This window comes from Achromobacter pestifer (assembly GCF_902859625.1).
Lineage (GTDB): Bacteria > Pseudomonadota > Gammaproteobacteria > Burkholderiales > Burkholderiaceae_B > Achromobacter > Achromobacter pestifer.
This window is the reverse complement of record NZ_CADIJX010000003.1, coordinates 81,209-96,358: the sequence shown is the minus strand read 5'-3', so window position 1 is coordinate 96,358 and position 15,150 is coordinate 81,209. Positions and strand designations below refer to the sequence as shown.

11 protein-coding genes are annotated in these 15,150 nt (G+C 64.9%); 6 read left to right on the top strand and 5 right to left on the bottom strand.

Going from position 1 to position 15,150, the window contains the following annotated elements; genetic code table 11:
- The first annotated feature begins 336 nt into the window (after positions 1–336).
- The 3 genes from HV753_RS12170 (at position 337) to HV753_RS12160 (ending at position 6,326) form a co-directional block, all read left to right on the top strand.
- Positions 337–1,533, top strand: a complete 1,197-nt coding sequence (locus HV753_RS12170; RefSeq protein ID WP_175174754.1) for an efflux RND transporter periplasmic adaptor subunit — start codon at positions 337–339, stop codon at positions 1,531–1,533.
- A 26-nt stretch (positions 1,534–1,559) separates the two neighbouring features.
- The gene (locus HV753_RS12165; protein WP_175174753.1) at positions 1,560–4,775 is read left to right on the top strand and encodes an efflux RND transporter permease subunit; all 3,216 of its coding nucleotides are present in this window, start codon (positions 1,560–1,562) and stop codon (positions 4,773–4,775) included.
- A gap of 72 nt (positions 4,776–4,847) precedes the next feature.
- Positions 4,848–6,326, top strand: a complete 1,479-nt coding sequence (locus HV753_RS12160; RefSeq protein ID WP_175174752.1) for an efflux transporter outer membrane subunit — start codon at positions 4,848–4,850, stop codon at positions 6,324–6,326.
- Positions 6,327–6,408: 82 nt separating this feature from the next.
- Here HV753_RS12160 and HV753_RS12155 read toward each other — a convergent pair whose 3' ends face one another.
- The 3 genes from HV753_RS12155 to HV753_RS12145 are packed head-to-tail and all read right to left on the bottom strand — an operon-like array spanning position 6,409 to position 10,449.
- Positions 6,409–7,491 carry an HlyD family secretion protein gene (locus HV753_RS12155; RefSeq protein WP_175174751.1) on the bottom strand — a complete coding sequence of 361 codons (1,083 nt, stop codon included), beginning with the start codon at positions 7,489–7,491 and terminating at the stop codon, positions 6,409–6,411.
- Positions 7,492–7,495: 4 nt separating this feature from the next.
- On the bottom strand, positions 7,496–9,025 hold the full coding sequence (locus tag HV753_RS12150) for an MFS transporter (protein ID WP_175174750.1): 1,530 nt from the start codon (positions 9,023–9,025) through the stop codon (positions 7,496–7,498).
- Positions 9,022–10,449 carry an efflux transporter outer membrane subunit gene (locus HV753_RS12145; RefSeq protein ID WP_217481474.1) on the bottom strand — a complete coding sequence of 476 codons (1,428 nt, stop codon included), beginning with the start codon at positions 10,447–10,449 and terminating at the stop codon, positions 9,022–9,024. Before HV753_RS12145 ends, HV753_RS12150 begins: the two co-directional genes overlap by 4 nt.
- Before the next feature lie 346 nt (positions 10,450–10,795).
- Here HV753_RS12145 and HV753_RS12140 point away from each other — a divergent pair, with 346 nt between their 5' ends.
- Positions 10,796–11,644 (top strand): AraC family transcriptional regulator, encoded by an 849-nt coding sequence (locus tag HV753_RS12140; protein ID WP_175174748.1) that lies wholly within the window; start codon positions 10,796–10,798, stop codon positions 11,642–11,644.
- A 26-nt stretch (positions 11,645–11,670) separates the two neighbouring features.
- On the opposite strand, the gene HV753_RS12135 is transcribed toward HV753_RS12140, so the two are convergent.
- Together HV753_RS12135 and HV753_RS12130 are read right to left on the bottom strand one after the other, a co-directional pair.
- A complete protein-coding gene (locus HV753_RS12135) occupies positions 11,671–12,216 on the bottom strand; it encodes a hypothetical protein (protein ID WP_175174747.1) in 546 nt (181 codons plus the stop codon).
- Positions 12,216–13,151: a LysR family transcriptional regulator gene (locus tag HV753_RS12130; protein WP_175174746.1), complete on the bottom strand. Its 936-nt coding sequence runs from the start codon at positions 13,149–13,151 to the stop codon at positions 12,216–12,218. Before HV753_RS12130 ends, HV753_RS12135 begins: the two co-directional genes overlap by 1 nt.
- A gap of 182 nt (positions 13,152–13,333) precedes the next feature.
- On the opposite strand from HV753_RS12130, the gene gtdA reads away from it, so the two are divergent.
- Both gtdA and HV753_RS12120 read left to right on the top strand, forming a co-directional pair.
- On the top strand, positions 13,334–14,386 hold the full coding sequence (gtdA, locus tag HV753_RS12125) for a gentisate 1,2-dioxygenase (protein ID WP_175174745.1): 1,053 nt from the start codon (positions 13,334–13,336) through the stop codon (positions 14,384–14,386).
- A gap of 58 nt (positions 14,387–14,444) precedes the next feature.
- Complete coding sequence (locus HV753_RS12120; protein WP_175174744.1) at positions 14,445–15,143, top strand: fumarylacetoacetate hydrolase family protein; 699 nt, start codon at positions 14,445–14,447, stop codon at positions 15,141–15,143.
- Positions 15,144–15,150: the final 7 nt, after the last annotated feature.

The window sequence follows — 15,150 nt, the reverse complement described above, 5'->3', positions numbered from 1 at the left end:
ATTTCCACCGAACAGTGTTGCCGGAATAGACATGTTTATCCGGCCCCGCAAAACACTCAGAATGCAAACCATCTTGAAGTGCCCTTGCCTCCCGGCGCCTCCACAGGGCATGTCAATCCTCAGCTTCCGACACCGCAGTGACCCGCCCCGCCAAGGCGCCATTGCCCAGGAAACGCAACACTGTTGCATGCTGCATTGCACCATATGCATCTAAGCATATAGCCGAATGCCACACCAACGGATGTTGAGGACTGCCATACCCCGGATCGCCGCGGCCGCCTCCGCCCCAGGCTCAAACAAGCGCGCTTTCGCACCTATACCACTCAAGGAAACACCATGGTTTCGCGCAATCGTATCGCTATGCTCGTCGTCTTTGCCGCCGTACTCGCGGCCGGAGGCGGCTACGCCCTGACCCGTGGCCCTGCTGGCGGCAACGTCGCCATGGCCCAGGGAGCCCCGACCGCCACGCCCGTCGAGGTGGCCGAAGTCGTCAGCAAGACCATCGTGGACTGGCAGCGCTACTCCGGCCGTCTGGAAGCGATCGACCGTGTCGACATCCGTCCGCTGGTGTCTGGCACCCTGACCGCCGTGCACTTCCAGGACGGCAGCATCGTCAAGAAGGGCGATGTGCTGTTCACCATCGACCCGCGCCCCTATGCGGCCGAGGTGGACCGCGCCGCCGCCGCCCTGACGGCCGCCAAGGCCCGCGCCTCGTATACCGCCACGGAGCTGGCCCGAGGCCAGCGCCTGCTGACGGACAACGCCATCGCCCGCCGCGACTTCGAGGAAAAGCAGAACGCCTCGCGCGAAGCCGCCGCCAATCTGCAAGGCGCCCAAGCCGCCCTGGACTTCGCCAAGTTGAACCTGGGTTACACCCGCATCGAAGCGCCGGTGGCTGGCCGCGTGTCGCGTGCTGAAGTCACCGTGGGCAACGTGGTCGCGGCAGGCGCCGCGTCGGTGCCGCTGACGACGCTGGTTTCGGTGTCGAAGATGTACGCCTCCTTCGACGTGGATGAACAGACCTTCCTGCGCTACGTCAACCCGGCCCGCAACGGCCGCGCGGGCTCGGTGCCGGTCGAGCTGGGCTTGGCCAACGAGGAAGGCTATTCGCGCACCGGCTTTGTGCAGTCGGTGGACAACCGCCTGGATGCGACGTCGGGCACGATCCGCGTGCGCGCCGAATTCGACAACGCCGATGGCTCGCTCCTGCCTGGCCTGTACGCCCGCGTCCGTCTGGGCGGCAGCGACCCGCGCTCGGCCGTGCTGATCGACGAAAAAGCCATCGGCACCGACCAGGACAAGCGCTATGTGCTGGTGCTGGACGACAAGAACCACGCCGTCTACCGCCAAGTGAAGCTGGGCGCCAACCAGGAAGGCCTGCGCGTCGTCGATTCCGGGCTTGCCGCCGGTGAACGCATCGTCGTCAACGGCCTGCAACGCATCCGTCCTGGCGACTCCGTGGCCCCGACCGTCGTACCCATGGTTGCCGCCAAGGCGACCCCGGTCCAGACCGCCGCGGCCGAAGTGAAGTAAGGCCTGCGCGTCTACAGAGAACGTTCATGAATATCTCAAAGTTCTTCATCGACCGGCCGATTTTTGCCGGCGTGTTGTCCATCCTGGTCTTGCTGGCAGGTCTGCTGGCCATGTTCCAGCTGCCCATTTCCGAATACCCGGAAGTCGTGCCGCCGTCGGTCGTGGTGCGCGCGCAGTATCCGGGCGCCAACCCCAAGGTCATCGCCGAAACCGTCGCCTCGCCGCTGGAGGAATCCATCAACGGCGTGGAAGACATGCTGTACATGCAGTCGCAGGCCAACAGCGACGGCAACCTGACCCTGACGGTCAACTTCAAGCTGGGCGTGGACCCGGACAAGGCGCAGCAACTGGTGCAGAACCGCGTGTCGCAAGCGCTGCCGCGCCTGCCGCCGGACGTGCAGCGCCTGGGCGTGACCACGGCCAAGAGCTCGCCCACGCTGACGCTGGTCGTGCACTTGATCTCGCCCAATGACCGCTACGACATCACCTACCTGCGCAACTACGCGATCCTGAACGTCAAGGATCGCCTGGCCCGCATCACGGGCGTGGGCGAAGTGACGGTGTGGGGCTCGGGCAACTACTCGATGCGCGTCTGGCTGGACCCGCAGAAAGTGGCTCAGCGTGGCATGACCGCGTCTGAAGTGGTCGCCGCCATCCGCGAACAGAACGTGCAGGTGGCCGCCGGTGTCATCGGCGCATCGCCCACGCAAGGCGACGTGCCGCTGCAACTGAACGTCAATGCGCGTGGCCGCCTGCAAAGCGAAGAAGAGTTCCGCGACATCATCCTGAAAACCTCGCCCGACGGCGCCGTGACGCATCTGTCCGACGTGGCGCGCGTGGAACTGGATGCGCAGGAATATGGTCTGCGCTCGCTGCTGGATAACAAGCAGGCCGTCGGCATGGGCATCATGCAATCGCCCGGCGCCAATGCCCTGGACGTGTCCAGCAAGGTGCGCGCCGCCATGGCGGAACTGTCGCAAGACTTCCCGCCGGGCGTGGAATACCGCATTGAATACGACCCCACGCAGTTCGTGCGTTCCAGTATCGAAGCCGTGGTGCACACGCTGCTGGAAGCCATCGCGCTGGTCGTGCTGGTGGTGATTCTGTTCCTGCAAACCTGGCGCGCGTCGATCATCCCGCTGCTGGCCGTGCCCGTGTCCATCGTGGGGACGTTCGCGCTGCTGCTGGTGTTCGGCTATTCCATCAACGCCTTGTCGCTGTTCGGGATGGTGCTGGCCATCGGGATTGTGGTGGACGACGCCATCGTGGTGGTCGAAAACGTGGAGCGCAACATCGCGGCGGGTTTAAGTCCACGCGATGCGACCTATCGCGCCATGCGCGAAGTCAGCGGCCCCATCATCGCCATCGCGCTGACGTTGTGCGCCGTGTTCGTGCCGCTGGCTTTCATGACGGGCCTGACCGGCCAGTTCTACAAGCAATTCGCCATGACCATCGCCATCTCGACGGTGATCTCGGCCTTTAACTCGCTGACCTTGTCGCCCGCCTTGTCGGCCCTGCTGCTCAAGGGCCATCACGACAAGCAAGACTGGCTGACCCGTGGCATGAACCGTGTCTTCGGCCGCTTCTTCAACTGGTTCAACAACATGTTCGGCCGCGCGTCCGAGTCGTACGGCACGGGTGTGTCCCGCGTGATCCGCCGCAAGGCCGGCGCGATGGGCGTGTACGGGGTGCTGGTGGCCGCCACGATCGGCGTGTCCTATCTGGTGCCCGGCGGCTTCGTGCCCGCGCAGGACAAGCAGTACCTGATCGGCTTCACGCAGTTGCCCAACGGCGCCTCGCTGGACCGCACGGAAGCCGTGATTCGCCGCATGAGCGACATCGCCCTGAAAGAGCCTGGCGTGCAATCGGCCATCGCCTTCCCCGGCCTGTCGATCAACGGCTTCACCAATAGCTCAAGCGCCGGCATCGTGTTCGTGACGTTGAAGCCCTTTAATGAACGCAAGGGCGCCGCGCTGTCCGGCAACGCCATCGCGGGGTCGCTGAACCAGAAGTTCGCGGCCATCCAGGATTCGTTCATTGCCGTGTTCCCGCCCCCGCCCGTGATGGGTCTGGGCACGCTCGGCGGCTTCAAGCTGCAACTGGAAGATCGCGCCGCCCTGGGATATGCCGAACTGGACAAGGCCAAACAGGCATTCCTGGAAAAAGCCCGCCAAACTCCTGAACTGGGCCCGGCGTTCTCCAGCTACGAAATCAACGTGCCACAGCTGGATGTGGATCTGGACCGCGTGAAGGCCAAGCAGTTGGGCGTGCCGGTGACGGAAGTCTTCGACACCATGCAGATCTACCTGGGCTCGATGTATGTGAACGACTTCAACCGCTTCGGCCGGGTGTTCCAGGTGCGTGCGCAAGCCGACGCGCCGTTCCGCGCCCACGCCGACGACATCCTGCAACTGAAGACCCGCAATGCGGCGGGCGACATGGTGCCGTTGTCGTCGCTGGTGACAGTCAAGCAGACCTTTGGCCCGGAAATGGTGGTGCGCTACAACGGCTACACCGCCGCTGACATCAACGGCGGCCCGGCTCCTGGCTATTCGTCCGACCAGGCGCAAGCCGCGGCCGAACGTGTCGCCGCCGAAACGCTGCCGCGTGGCGTGAAGTTTGAATGGACCGACCTGACGTATCAGCAGATTCTGGCGGGCAATGCCGGTTTGTGGGTGTTCCCGATCAGCGTGCTGCTGGTGTTCCTGGTGCTGGCCGCGCTGTACGAAAGCCTGACCTTGCCGCTGGCCGTGATCCTGATCGTGCCGATGAGCATCCTGGCTGCGCTGACGGGCGTCTACCTGACGGGCAACGACAACAACATCTTCACGCAGATCGGCCTGATGGTGTTGGTGGCGCTATCCGCGAAGAACGCCATTCTGATCGTGGAGTTCGCCCGCGAGCTGGAGATGAATGGCCGCACGCCGCTCGAAGCCGCCATCGAGGCCAGCCGCCTGCGTCTGCGTCCGATCCTGATGACGTCCATCGCGTTCATCATGGGGGTCGTGCCGCTGGTGCTGTCCTCGGGCGCGGGCTCTGAAATGCGCCACGCCATGGGGGTCGCCGTGTTCTTCGGCATGCTGGGCGTCACCTTGTTCGGTCTGTTCCTGACGCCGGTGTTCTATGTGCTGTTGCGCTCGCTGGGCAGCAAGACGCTGCATTCGGCAGCGCCGCATGAAGCGCCCGTGTGCATGCCGCACATCGACCCGAACGCGCCGCCGGCCACGCAACCCCACGCTTGAGGCCAGCGAGACATCAGAGCAGCCAGTGCGTCCCGTCCAGGGTGACGGGACGTGCAACAAAGAGAATTCATCATGATCCAAAGACTGACCCGTGGTTCCGCCCTGCTTGCCGTCCTGCTTGTGCTGGCCGGCTGCGCGGTGGGCCCCACTTACGAAAAGCCGTCGGCCGCCGCGCCCACGGCATTCAAGGAAGCCCCCCTGCCCGCCGCTGAAGCCGGCACCTGGAAGCCCGCCGAACCGTCGGAAGACGCGCTGCGCGGCGCCTGGTGGAAGGTATTCGGCGACGACGGCCTGAACCAGTTGGAAGACGAAGCGCAACAGGCCAATCAGAACCTGCAAGCCGCCGCCGCCCGCCTGGCCCAGTCCCGCGCGTTGCAACGCGAGGCCCGCGCCGGCTTCTTCCCCTCGCTGGACGCCGCCTTCGGTCCCAACCGCCAGCGCCCGTCTGCCGTGTCGCAAGGCCTGCCTGACGGCACGTCCACCAGCCCGGTGACGACGTGGCGTGCGCAAGGCGCGGTGTCTTACGAGGCCGACTTGTTCGGCCGCGTGGCCTCCACCGCGGACGCGGCAACCGCCGATGCCCAGCAGAGCGAAGCGCTGTACCGTTCGGTGCTGCTGGCCTTGCAGGCCGACGTGGCCACCACCTACTTCCTGGTGCGCGAGCAAGACGCCGAATCGCAGCTGTACCGCCAGACGGTCAAGCTGCGTACCGATACGCTGCAACTGATCCAGCGCCGCTACGACGCGGGCGACATCAGCGAACTGGATCTGGCACGCGCCAAGGCGGAACTGGCCTCCGCGCAATCGGAAGCGCTGGGCATCGACCGCCGCCGCGCCACCTCCGAGCATGCGCTGGCCGTGCTGCTGGGCCGCGCGCCGTCGGACTTCACGATGCCGCCGCAACCGATCCAGAAGGTTGCGCTGTCGATTCCCGCCGGCCTGCCGTCGACCTTGCTGGAACGCCGCCCGGACATCGCCGCGGCCGAACGCGCCATGGCCGCCGCCAACTCGCGCGTTGGCGCCGCCAAGTCCGCCTTCTTCCCGCGTCTGGACATCACGGGAGCCTTTGGCTATGAATCGTCGGACCTGGGCAATCTGTTCCAGTGGTCCAGCCGTACCTTCCTGCTGGGTCCGCTGGTGGGCGCCGCGCTGTCGATGCCCATCTTCGACGGCGGCCGCCGCCAAGCCGGCCTGGACCGCGCCCGCGCCGTCTACGAGGAAGACGTGGCCGTCTACCGCCAAACCGTGCTGAACGCATTCCGCGAAGTCGAAGACAACCTGGCCAACCTGCGCATTCTGGCGGACCAGACCAAGGCGCAAGACGCAGCGGTGGAAGCCTCGGCCCGCGCCGCCAAGCTGTCCCATACGCAATACCGCGAAGGTTCGATCAGCTACCTGGACGTGATCGAAGCCGACCGCAGCGTGCTGTTGCAGCAACGGGTCGCCGTGCAGTTGAGCGGCGAACAGGCGCGATCGGCCGTGGGCCTGATTCGAGCGATTGGCGGCGGCTGGGGAAATCCGGTGCCGGTGGATGCGGTGGCATCGAAGTAATCGGGAAGCCGCCTGCGGATTCGGCCGGAAATCACAGCGCGTTGGACAACGGGGACCTACCCAATGTCTGACGCGCCGGGCCTCAGTCACTCTTCAAAGCCACCTTCCCGTTGCCAGACGAGCCGACGCCATCTGCGGACACGTCTATCTCCGGTTCCACCGACATGCCAACCCGAAGGCGCGCAGCGTCCGGCTGATTGGGGTCCAGGCGTATCCGGGCCGTCAGACGCTGGACGATCTTGGTGAAGTTGCCCGTGGCATTTTGCGGGCCCAGCGGTGCATAACTAGCATTGCTGGCTGGAGCCAGGCTATCCACGCTGCCGTGCAGCGTGACGCCGGGCAAGGCGTCGACGCTGATCTTGACCGGTTGTCCCAGGCGGACGCGGGCCAGCTGAGTTTCGCGGTAATTAGCCTCGATATAGACCTCATCCAGCGGCACGATCGCGGCAACGGGTTTGCCCGTGGCGACAAACGCGCCTACCCGCAATGCACGCTGGCCGACAGAGCCAGCGATCGGCGCAACGATACGGGTATAGGACAGGTTCAGTTCCGCAGAGGCCTCTTCCGCCTTCATCTGCGCCAGCGTGGCCTGGGCTTTACGCGATTCGGCGCGATAGATGTCGAGTTGGCGCAGCGCGGCCTGATGGGCGGCTCGGTCTTTTTCAAGGTTGGCGCCGTGGATGGTCGCTTGCGCTTGCGCCTGCTGCAAAGCCTGTACGGTGCCGGATCCGTCCGCCGCCAGGTTGCGGTACCGCGCCAGCTCCGCCTGCGCGAGTCTCAAGGCCGCCCGGTCGGCGGTAACGGTGGCCTCAGCCCTCGATATCTCGCTTTCCTGACGGGCCGATTGGGCTGACAGGCTATCGATGACGGCTTGTGCGCTCAGGATCCTGGCGCGGGCGTGTTCAAGCGCAATGACGAAATCACGATCATCGATCAGGGCCAGGACCTGACCCGATGTCACTCGTTGATTTTCCTCGACCAGGACCTGGGCAATGCGGCCTGAAACCTGGGGCGATACCTGCGTGTAGTCGGCGCGGACATATGCGTTGTTCGTCGACTGGAAGTTCGACGCGCTTTCCGGGCGATTGATATGGAAGAGTGCTGCGATGACGGTAATGGCAAGCAAGGCGCCGACGGCGGTCTTGCCGATCTTGGGTAATGGCATTGGATTATCCGTGAGAGGAAGAAGAGACGGGTTGCGGCGCCGGTATGTACTGGAGGCGCAACACCAAAGGAATCATCAGAAGGGCCAGCAGACCCAGCAATAGATAGACGTCGGATGTCGCCAGAACAAAGGCTTGTTCATGCAGGGCCGACGCTACCTGGTCAGGTCCGATCAAATGCGTCCAGCTCCCGTGGAGAAGCCCTGGGGAGTCCAGCAATGCGTCCGCATGGAATCGTTCGCGCAACACCGTGATCTGACCCACTCCCGCACTGCCGACCAACGTACCGAAGACCCGCAGCGCGTTGATGGTGCCCGACACGTATGGCCCTTCGGGAGGTTTCACCACGCTGGTCGCCAGAAACAGCAGAGACACGACGGCCATGGGCTGACCCAGCGCTTGCAGTATCTGGACAAGAACGAACTGCTCCCAAATCCAGTCCGAGGTCAGGCGCGAACCGAACAGGCACGACAAGGCAATCAGCCCCAGCCCCAATGCGAATACGATGCGCGCGTCGACCCACTTGCGATACAACAACGCGGCAACGCAAGGGCCGAGCAGCAATTGCGGCAAGCCGATGATCAAGCCGATAGGCGCGCTTTGCAGCGCGCGGTATCCCCAGACGCGACCGAGATAGGCGGCCGGCACCGAAGAGCCGGATAGCATCACAATCAACAGGCCCACGAACACGGCAAATCCAAGTCCCAGATTGCGGCGTCCCAGCAAGCGAAGATTGATGAATGGCTCGGGATGGCGCCACTCGCTGACGAGGTAGGCGCCGGTGAACACAAGACCCACCGCAAGCGAACCCGTGATCAGCCGCGATTCGAACCAGTCCAGCCGCACCCCTTGGTCCAGCGCGACGGTGATCAGAGTCAGGCCGATGGATCCCAGGGCCATGCCGGGCCAGTTCGCGCGCCTGAAGCGTTCAGCCTGGGACGGAGCGTCGGGCAGGCCCCATCCCACCAGCGTGCCGGCAAGCAGCAGCATGGGGATCGCTTGCCAGTAGACCAGGCGCAGGTCTGTCAACGTGTCGGTCCAAAGGCCTGCCAGCCAGATCGCCACGTTTGGCGCAAAGGTGGCGGTCATCGCATAAAGCGCCAGGCCGTGCAGCCTGACCGGCGGCGGCAGGAACTTCAATGCGGCCATCATCAGTACCGGGATAAGCGCTCCGCCAGCCAGGCCTTGCAGGCCACGCAACGCCAACAGCAGAGGCAAGCTGTGAATGAACGGCAGGACCAGGGCAATCAATGCGCAAAGTCCGACCATGCCCAGATGAAAACGGCGCAACGACAGCGTGATGGCAAACCATGAGGCGAAAGGCATGGCGACGAGTTCGCCCGCGGTATAGACCGTGCCGAGCCAGGAGGCATCGTCCAGCCCCTGGCCCAGGGCGCCGCGGATGTCCGCCAGCGCCAGGGCACCGACCCGATTGTTCAGGCCGGCAGTCATGGCGGCAAGGAAGATACCGGTCAACGCGACCAGAGGCCGGGCACGGCGCTCGTGGCCCACGGCCGGGGCGGCATGGGCGCTCATAGCCGGGCCCCGCCGTCGCCCTGCGAGGGAACGGAAAACGCGGAGGGGTCCCAGCCGCCTCCCAATGCCTTATACAAAGCCACGATCGTTAGCGTCGATTGGGTCGAACTGTCAGTCAGCGCCAACTGGCTGTCGAGCAAGATGCGCTGCGCGATCAGAACAGGAAGGTAGTCGGCGGCGCCCTGCTCGTATGCCCGCTCGGAAGCCTGCAACGCAAGGCGATTGTGGTCGAAGGCGCGTTGCAGTTCGACGTGATGGCGCTGTTCCGCCGCCCAGGCGTTGAGCGCATCATCGACTTCGTGCCAGGCATGCAGCACGGTCTGCTGGAAGTCGATGGCGGCTTCCTGTTGGCGGGCCTCTGTCAACGCCAAGGTGCTGCGCAGCCTGCCGCCTTCGAAGATCGGCAGATACAGCGTCGGTCCCACGGAGAACTGCCGCGACGCCCAGTTGCCCAGGTCACTGCCTTGAAAAGCCTCGACACCCAGACGGCCTCCGAGCGTCAGTCGGGGATAGAAATCGGCGTCAGCCGCTCCGACGGCGGCCGTGGCCGCCTGTAGACGCGCCTGGGCACGCTGGATGTCGGGACGGCGCCGCGCCAATTCAGACGGCAAACCCACCGGCACGACTTTTGGCGGACTTGGAAGCGCATGCACGGGCCCAAGCTCGATGTCCAGCTCGCGCGGCGCCAAGCCCAATAGCAAGGCCAGTGCATTCATGTGCGCATCACGCTCCCTTGCCAATTCGGGTTGCAGCGCGCGCACCGTCGCCAACTGCGCGTTGGCGGCGGCGGTATCGAAATGCGTGGCGATGCCATTGCGCCGGCGGCTTTCAGCCAAGCGCAGGGCGTGCTCCGCGATCTGCTCATTCTGCCGGGCAATATCGAGTTGAGCCTGCGTACCGCGCAGTTGCAGGTAGTGGCGCGCAATCTCGGTGGCCATGGCGACACGCGCCGCCTCCAAGTCATACCAGGCGGCCGCCATGTCGGCCCCGGCCTGCTCCCGCAACTTGCGCGCATGGCCCCAGAGATCGATTTCCCAGGCGGTCTCGAAACCGGCTTGCCAGTATTCGTAGGAATCGGTTGGCGCCCCCAGTGCAGCCATCTTGCCGTTCGCACTGTCGGCCTCGCGTGCATAGCCGGCTCTGGCGCCCACCCGCGGCAGCAGCCGTGCATCCGCGACACCCAGTCGCGCCCGGCTTTGAGCGACGCGCGAGGCGGCGGCCTGCAAGTCCAGATTGGTTTGTGCGGCCCGGCGTTGCAAACTGGCCAGCATCGGATCTTCGAGCAGATCCCACCAAGCAACAGGCACGGATTCGCGCTCCAACCTGGAGGAAAGCACGTTCGCGTCACGCGGTTGCAGATTTGCGGTAATGAGCTGGTCTGAGGGGGGATGAAATCCCGGCCCCACGGCGCAGCCTGTCAGCATCAGGCCAAGGAGGATGCCGGCGGGGCGTGAAATCGGAAAGCGGATCATTTGACGGGCGAAGCGCGCAGCCTGGCGTCCAGAGACGGATGCCGGCCGTTGCGGAAAGGTTGAGGATGACGCCGCCGCGCCGGCGATTCGGAACATCGACCAGGCTGGCGGGTACAGGCATTCTCTTGCCCATTCCGAATGGCGTCATTCCAAAAAATGGCCAATTCATTGATCGATCCGGCCACTTACATAAATGGCTGGATCGATAAACGAATTGGCTCTTTTCACCAATGACGCCAACCCGGATATACCGTATCGTGACCTACCGCCGCTTCGTCCCGTTCCTGCCTGTGGCTTTATGGAATACGCCCCCGCCTACCTTGATCCCGAGCCTCATCAGATTGACCGACCGGTTGTGGCGGCCAGTATTTCCCTGGTGACGGAGGGGCGTGAATATTCGCCTCATCGCCACCGCAAAGCGCAACTGCTCTACACGGTCTCGGGCATCATCACTTGCGAAACTGAGCAGGGCGTCTGGATGATTCCACCGGGATGTGCCGTATGGATCCCTGGCGGCATCAGCCATCGCGCCAAGCCATCGGGACAAGTCCGCGGCTATGCGCTATTTGTCGAGCCGGACGCCGCTCCCGGCCTGCCGGAGCGGTGTTGCAGCGTCGCGGTTTCATTGTTGTTGCAAGCGTTGATCGACCGGGCCAGCCAACTGCCCAGGCGGTATGACGCGCAAGGCGCCGACGGCCGGATCATGACCGTACTGTTGGACGAATTGGCGGCTGCGCCGATCGAGCAATTGCATCTGCCTCGGCCGTCGGACGCGCGACTGCTGAAGTTGGCCGACGCCATGCTTGCCGATCCGGCTGATTCCGCCACGCTGCACCAGTGGGCAGCCCGCATCGGCATGAGCGAACGCAGCATGAGCCGTTTGTTCCGGCAACAGACCGGAATGAGCGTGGGCCGCTGGCGCAGGCAATGGCATGTCATCGCGGGCCTGCAGCGGCTGACGTCTGGGCTGTCGGTGCAGACCGTGGCCTACGAGCTAGGCTACGACAGCGCCAGCGCCTTCGTGACGATGTTCAAGAAAGCCGCGGGCAAGCCGCCTGGCCGGTTTTTGGCCGAGCGCGCGGCCCCGCGCGACTCAGCCTTCATGGGGCGGCCACCGCAAGATATTCCGCCGTTGCCTGGCCAGTAGCAAGCGCCGTAAGGCGCTCATCGCGCTCATCGGCCCTTACCCATGAACCTGCGCGCCATCTGATACCCCGCAAACACATAGAACCCGCCGCTATTCAGCACAAGCCAAGCCCCTAACCCCGCCAACACCGCCACGACGGGGCCCACGGCCCGCACATCCCCCAGCATCCACGCCAACACACCCGCCCCACCGGCCCCCACCAAGCCCAGCGCCAGCCACTTCAGCACCAACAACCCCGCCGCGCGCCCGGCCATGAACATCACCACCCCTATCGCCAACGCCAGCGCCGTCGCCGCGCAAACTGCCACCAGCGCGAACGCCGCCCAGGCCGCACCAGCAGTGGGCAACAGCAAACTCAGCACCTCGATGCCCATCCCCAGCCCGCCGGCCATCACCAACACGGCCAGCGCCAAGGGTGACCACATCCCGGGCGGTGCGCGCGGGGCATCCATGTCCGCCACAAAGCGATGCATCGCCGCGGACACTGCGGGATCGGTTTCTCCGGCCAACGCCGCCTCCAACCTGCGGCACTGCGCGATCAACGCATTCAGGCCGGCGCCGGAAGCACGCATCACACTCTCGCCGCGCCCGGCGCGTGTTCCGCCACCGTGCTCCGAAGCGCCGCCATCGCTTCCTGCACCGCCATCGGCCGAAACGCATCTTCGCGCCAGTACATCGTCACCGACCCGAACCCCGATAGCCGCACCGGGATGATCCGCATCGCCCGCATTTGCGAAAACCGCAACGCCGCGCGGTGCGATGCCACGCCGATCATGTCGCTGTTGTTGATCAGCGTGAGATTGATCGTGACCGAGTTCGACTCCACGTGATCCGCCGGCGGCGCCTGCCCTGCGGCCGCCAGCGCGGCATCCACCGCATTGCGGATGGGTGTGCCCTTGGGCCACAGAATCCACCGGTACGACAGCAGGTCCGGCCACGTCGGCCGCTCGATCGCGAACAGCGGATGGCGCGGACGCGCCACCAATTGAATCGGTTCCAGATACAGCGCCTCGAAACGGATGGCGGGGTCGTGGTGCTCGGGCGCCGACCGGCCCACCACGATGTCCAGATCGCCTTGCGCCAGTTGCGCCAGCAGGCGGTCAGTCGTGCCTTCCACCAGTTTCACGCGGGCCTGCGGCATGCGCTCCAGCAGCTTCAGCACCGCCAGCGGCACCGTATCGGAGGCCGACGCGCCCGAGGCGCCGATCACCACGCGCCCGCCGCCGCCTTCACGCAGCGCGGCCATATCGGCGCTGGCGCGGTCCAACTGCGCCTCCACGCGCTGGGCGTGCGCAATCAGCACATCGCCGTGCGGCGTGGGACGCAGGCCGCGCGCATGACGTTCAAACAATGGCAGCCCGATGTCGTCTTCCAGGTCTTTCAACCACTTCGACAGGCCGGGCTGCGTGGTGTTGAGCATCGCAGCCGAATGGCTGATGTTGCGCGTCTGGGCAAGGCTGAGCAACATCTTCAGATTGCGCAGGCGCAGGCGGTGGGTCCAGTCCATGCAGGCCCTCCTCTGGGAGGTTTGTCTCGTATGTATATTCTTATTCGTATGGATAATAAGATAATTTCATTTCAAAACACATAGCTGCTTACGCATAATCGTCTCCATATCAGGACCAGCCGCGACCCACGCGGCGGCCAACCCGTAGAAGCCGGCACCAGTCGGACAGACCGGAGACAACCATGCCCGACAGCCATCACAACGGCGCGGAACGCGCTGCTTATTACGCGCGCATCGCCAAGAAGCACATGTCCCCTTTGTGGGAATCGCTGCATAACCTGGTGCCGCGCCAGCCCGCCCCACGCTGCCTCCCCGCCATCTGGAAGTATGACGACGTGCGCGACGACGTCATGGCGTCCGGCTCGCTCATTACCGCGGAAGAAGCCGTGCGGCGCGTGCTCATCCTGGAGAACCCCGGCCTGCCTGGACAGGCCAGCATCACGCAAAGCCTGTACGCCGGCCTGCAACTGATTCTGCCCGGCGAGATCGCGCCCAGCCACCGCCACACACAATCAGCATTGCGCTTCATCGTCGAAGGCCGCGGCGCCTTTACCTCCGTGAACGGCGAACGCACCACCATGCATCCAGGCGACTTCATCATCACGCCGTCCTGGACCTGGCATGACCACGGCAACGCCGAAACCGCCGAGGGCGGCGAACCCGTCGTCTGGCTGGACGGCCTGGATATCCCGCTGCTGCGGTTCCTGGATGCCGGCTTCGCGGAAAACTATCCGCAAGCCACCCAGCCCGTCACGCGCCCCGAAGGTGACAGCATGGCGCGCTTCGGCCACAACATGGCGCCCGTGCGCCATCAGGCCACAAGCGGCACCTCGCCCATCTTCAACTACCCCTACGAACGCAGCCGCGAAGCGCTGGACGCGCTGTACCGGCATGGCGAACTGGATCCCTGGGACGGCGTGAAACTGCGCTACCTGAACCCGGCCACGGGCGGTTACCCGATGCCGACCATGGCCACGTTCATGCAACTGCTGCCCGCAGGGTTCCAAGGCAAGGCCTACCGCGGCACCGACTCCACGGTCTACAGCGTGGTGGAAGGCCGTGGCACCGCCCGCATCGGCGACCAGGAATTCCACTTCGCCCCGCGTGACGTGTTCGTCGCTCCATCCTGGCTGCCCGTGCAACTGGCCGCGCTGGACGACGTCACCCTGTTCAGCTATTCCGACCGCCCGGTGCAGGATGCGCTGGGCTTGTGGCGCGAAGAACGCATCGCTTGATTCAGCCGCGGCGTTCCGCACCCCGCTTTCTCTCTCCTCCATGCCTCAAGGGTGATCCATGTCTTTTGTGTTTGCTCCCGCCGCTCCCGTTGCCGTGCCCATCGCCGGCAGCCAGGACAGCTTTCCCGTGCGCCGCGTCTACTGTGTCGGCCGCAACTATGCCGCTCACGCCCGCGAGATGGGATTCGACCCCGACCGTGAGCCGCCCTTCTTCTTCTGCAAGCCCGCCGACGCGGTCGTGCCGGTGGCGCAGGGCCATACGCTGGACCTGCCGTATCCGCCCGAGACCGCCAATCTGCATTACGAGATTGAACTGGTTGCCGCCATTGGCAAGGGCGGTGCCAACATCCCCGTGGACCAGGCGCTGCAACATGTCTGGGGCTACGCCGTGGGCCTGGACATGACGCGCCGCGACTTGCAGATGAAGATGCGCGAAGCCGGCCGCCCCTGGGAATTGGGCAAGGCCTTTGACCAGAGCGCACCCATCGGCCCATTGCATCCGGCGGCATCGGTGGAGGGCATCGGGCAGGCCGCCATCTGGCTGCAAGTCAACGGCGCCGACAAGCAACGCAGCGACATCGGCAAGCTGATCTGGTCCGTGGCTGAAACCGTCGCCTATCTGTCGAAGTACTTCCGCCTGGAACCGGGTGACCTGATCTACACCGGCACGCCCGAAGGCGTGGGCCCGGTGGTACGCGGCGACATCATGACAGGCAGCGTCGACGGCCTGGGCACGCTAAGCGTGCGGATGGTCTGACCAGGAA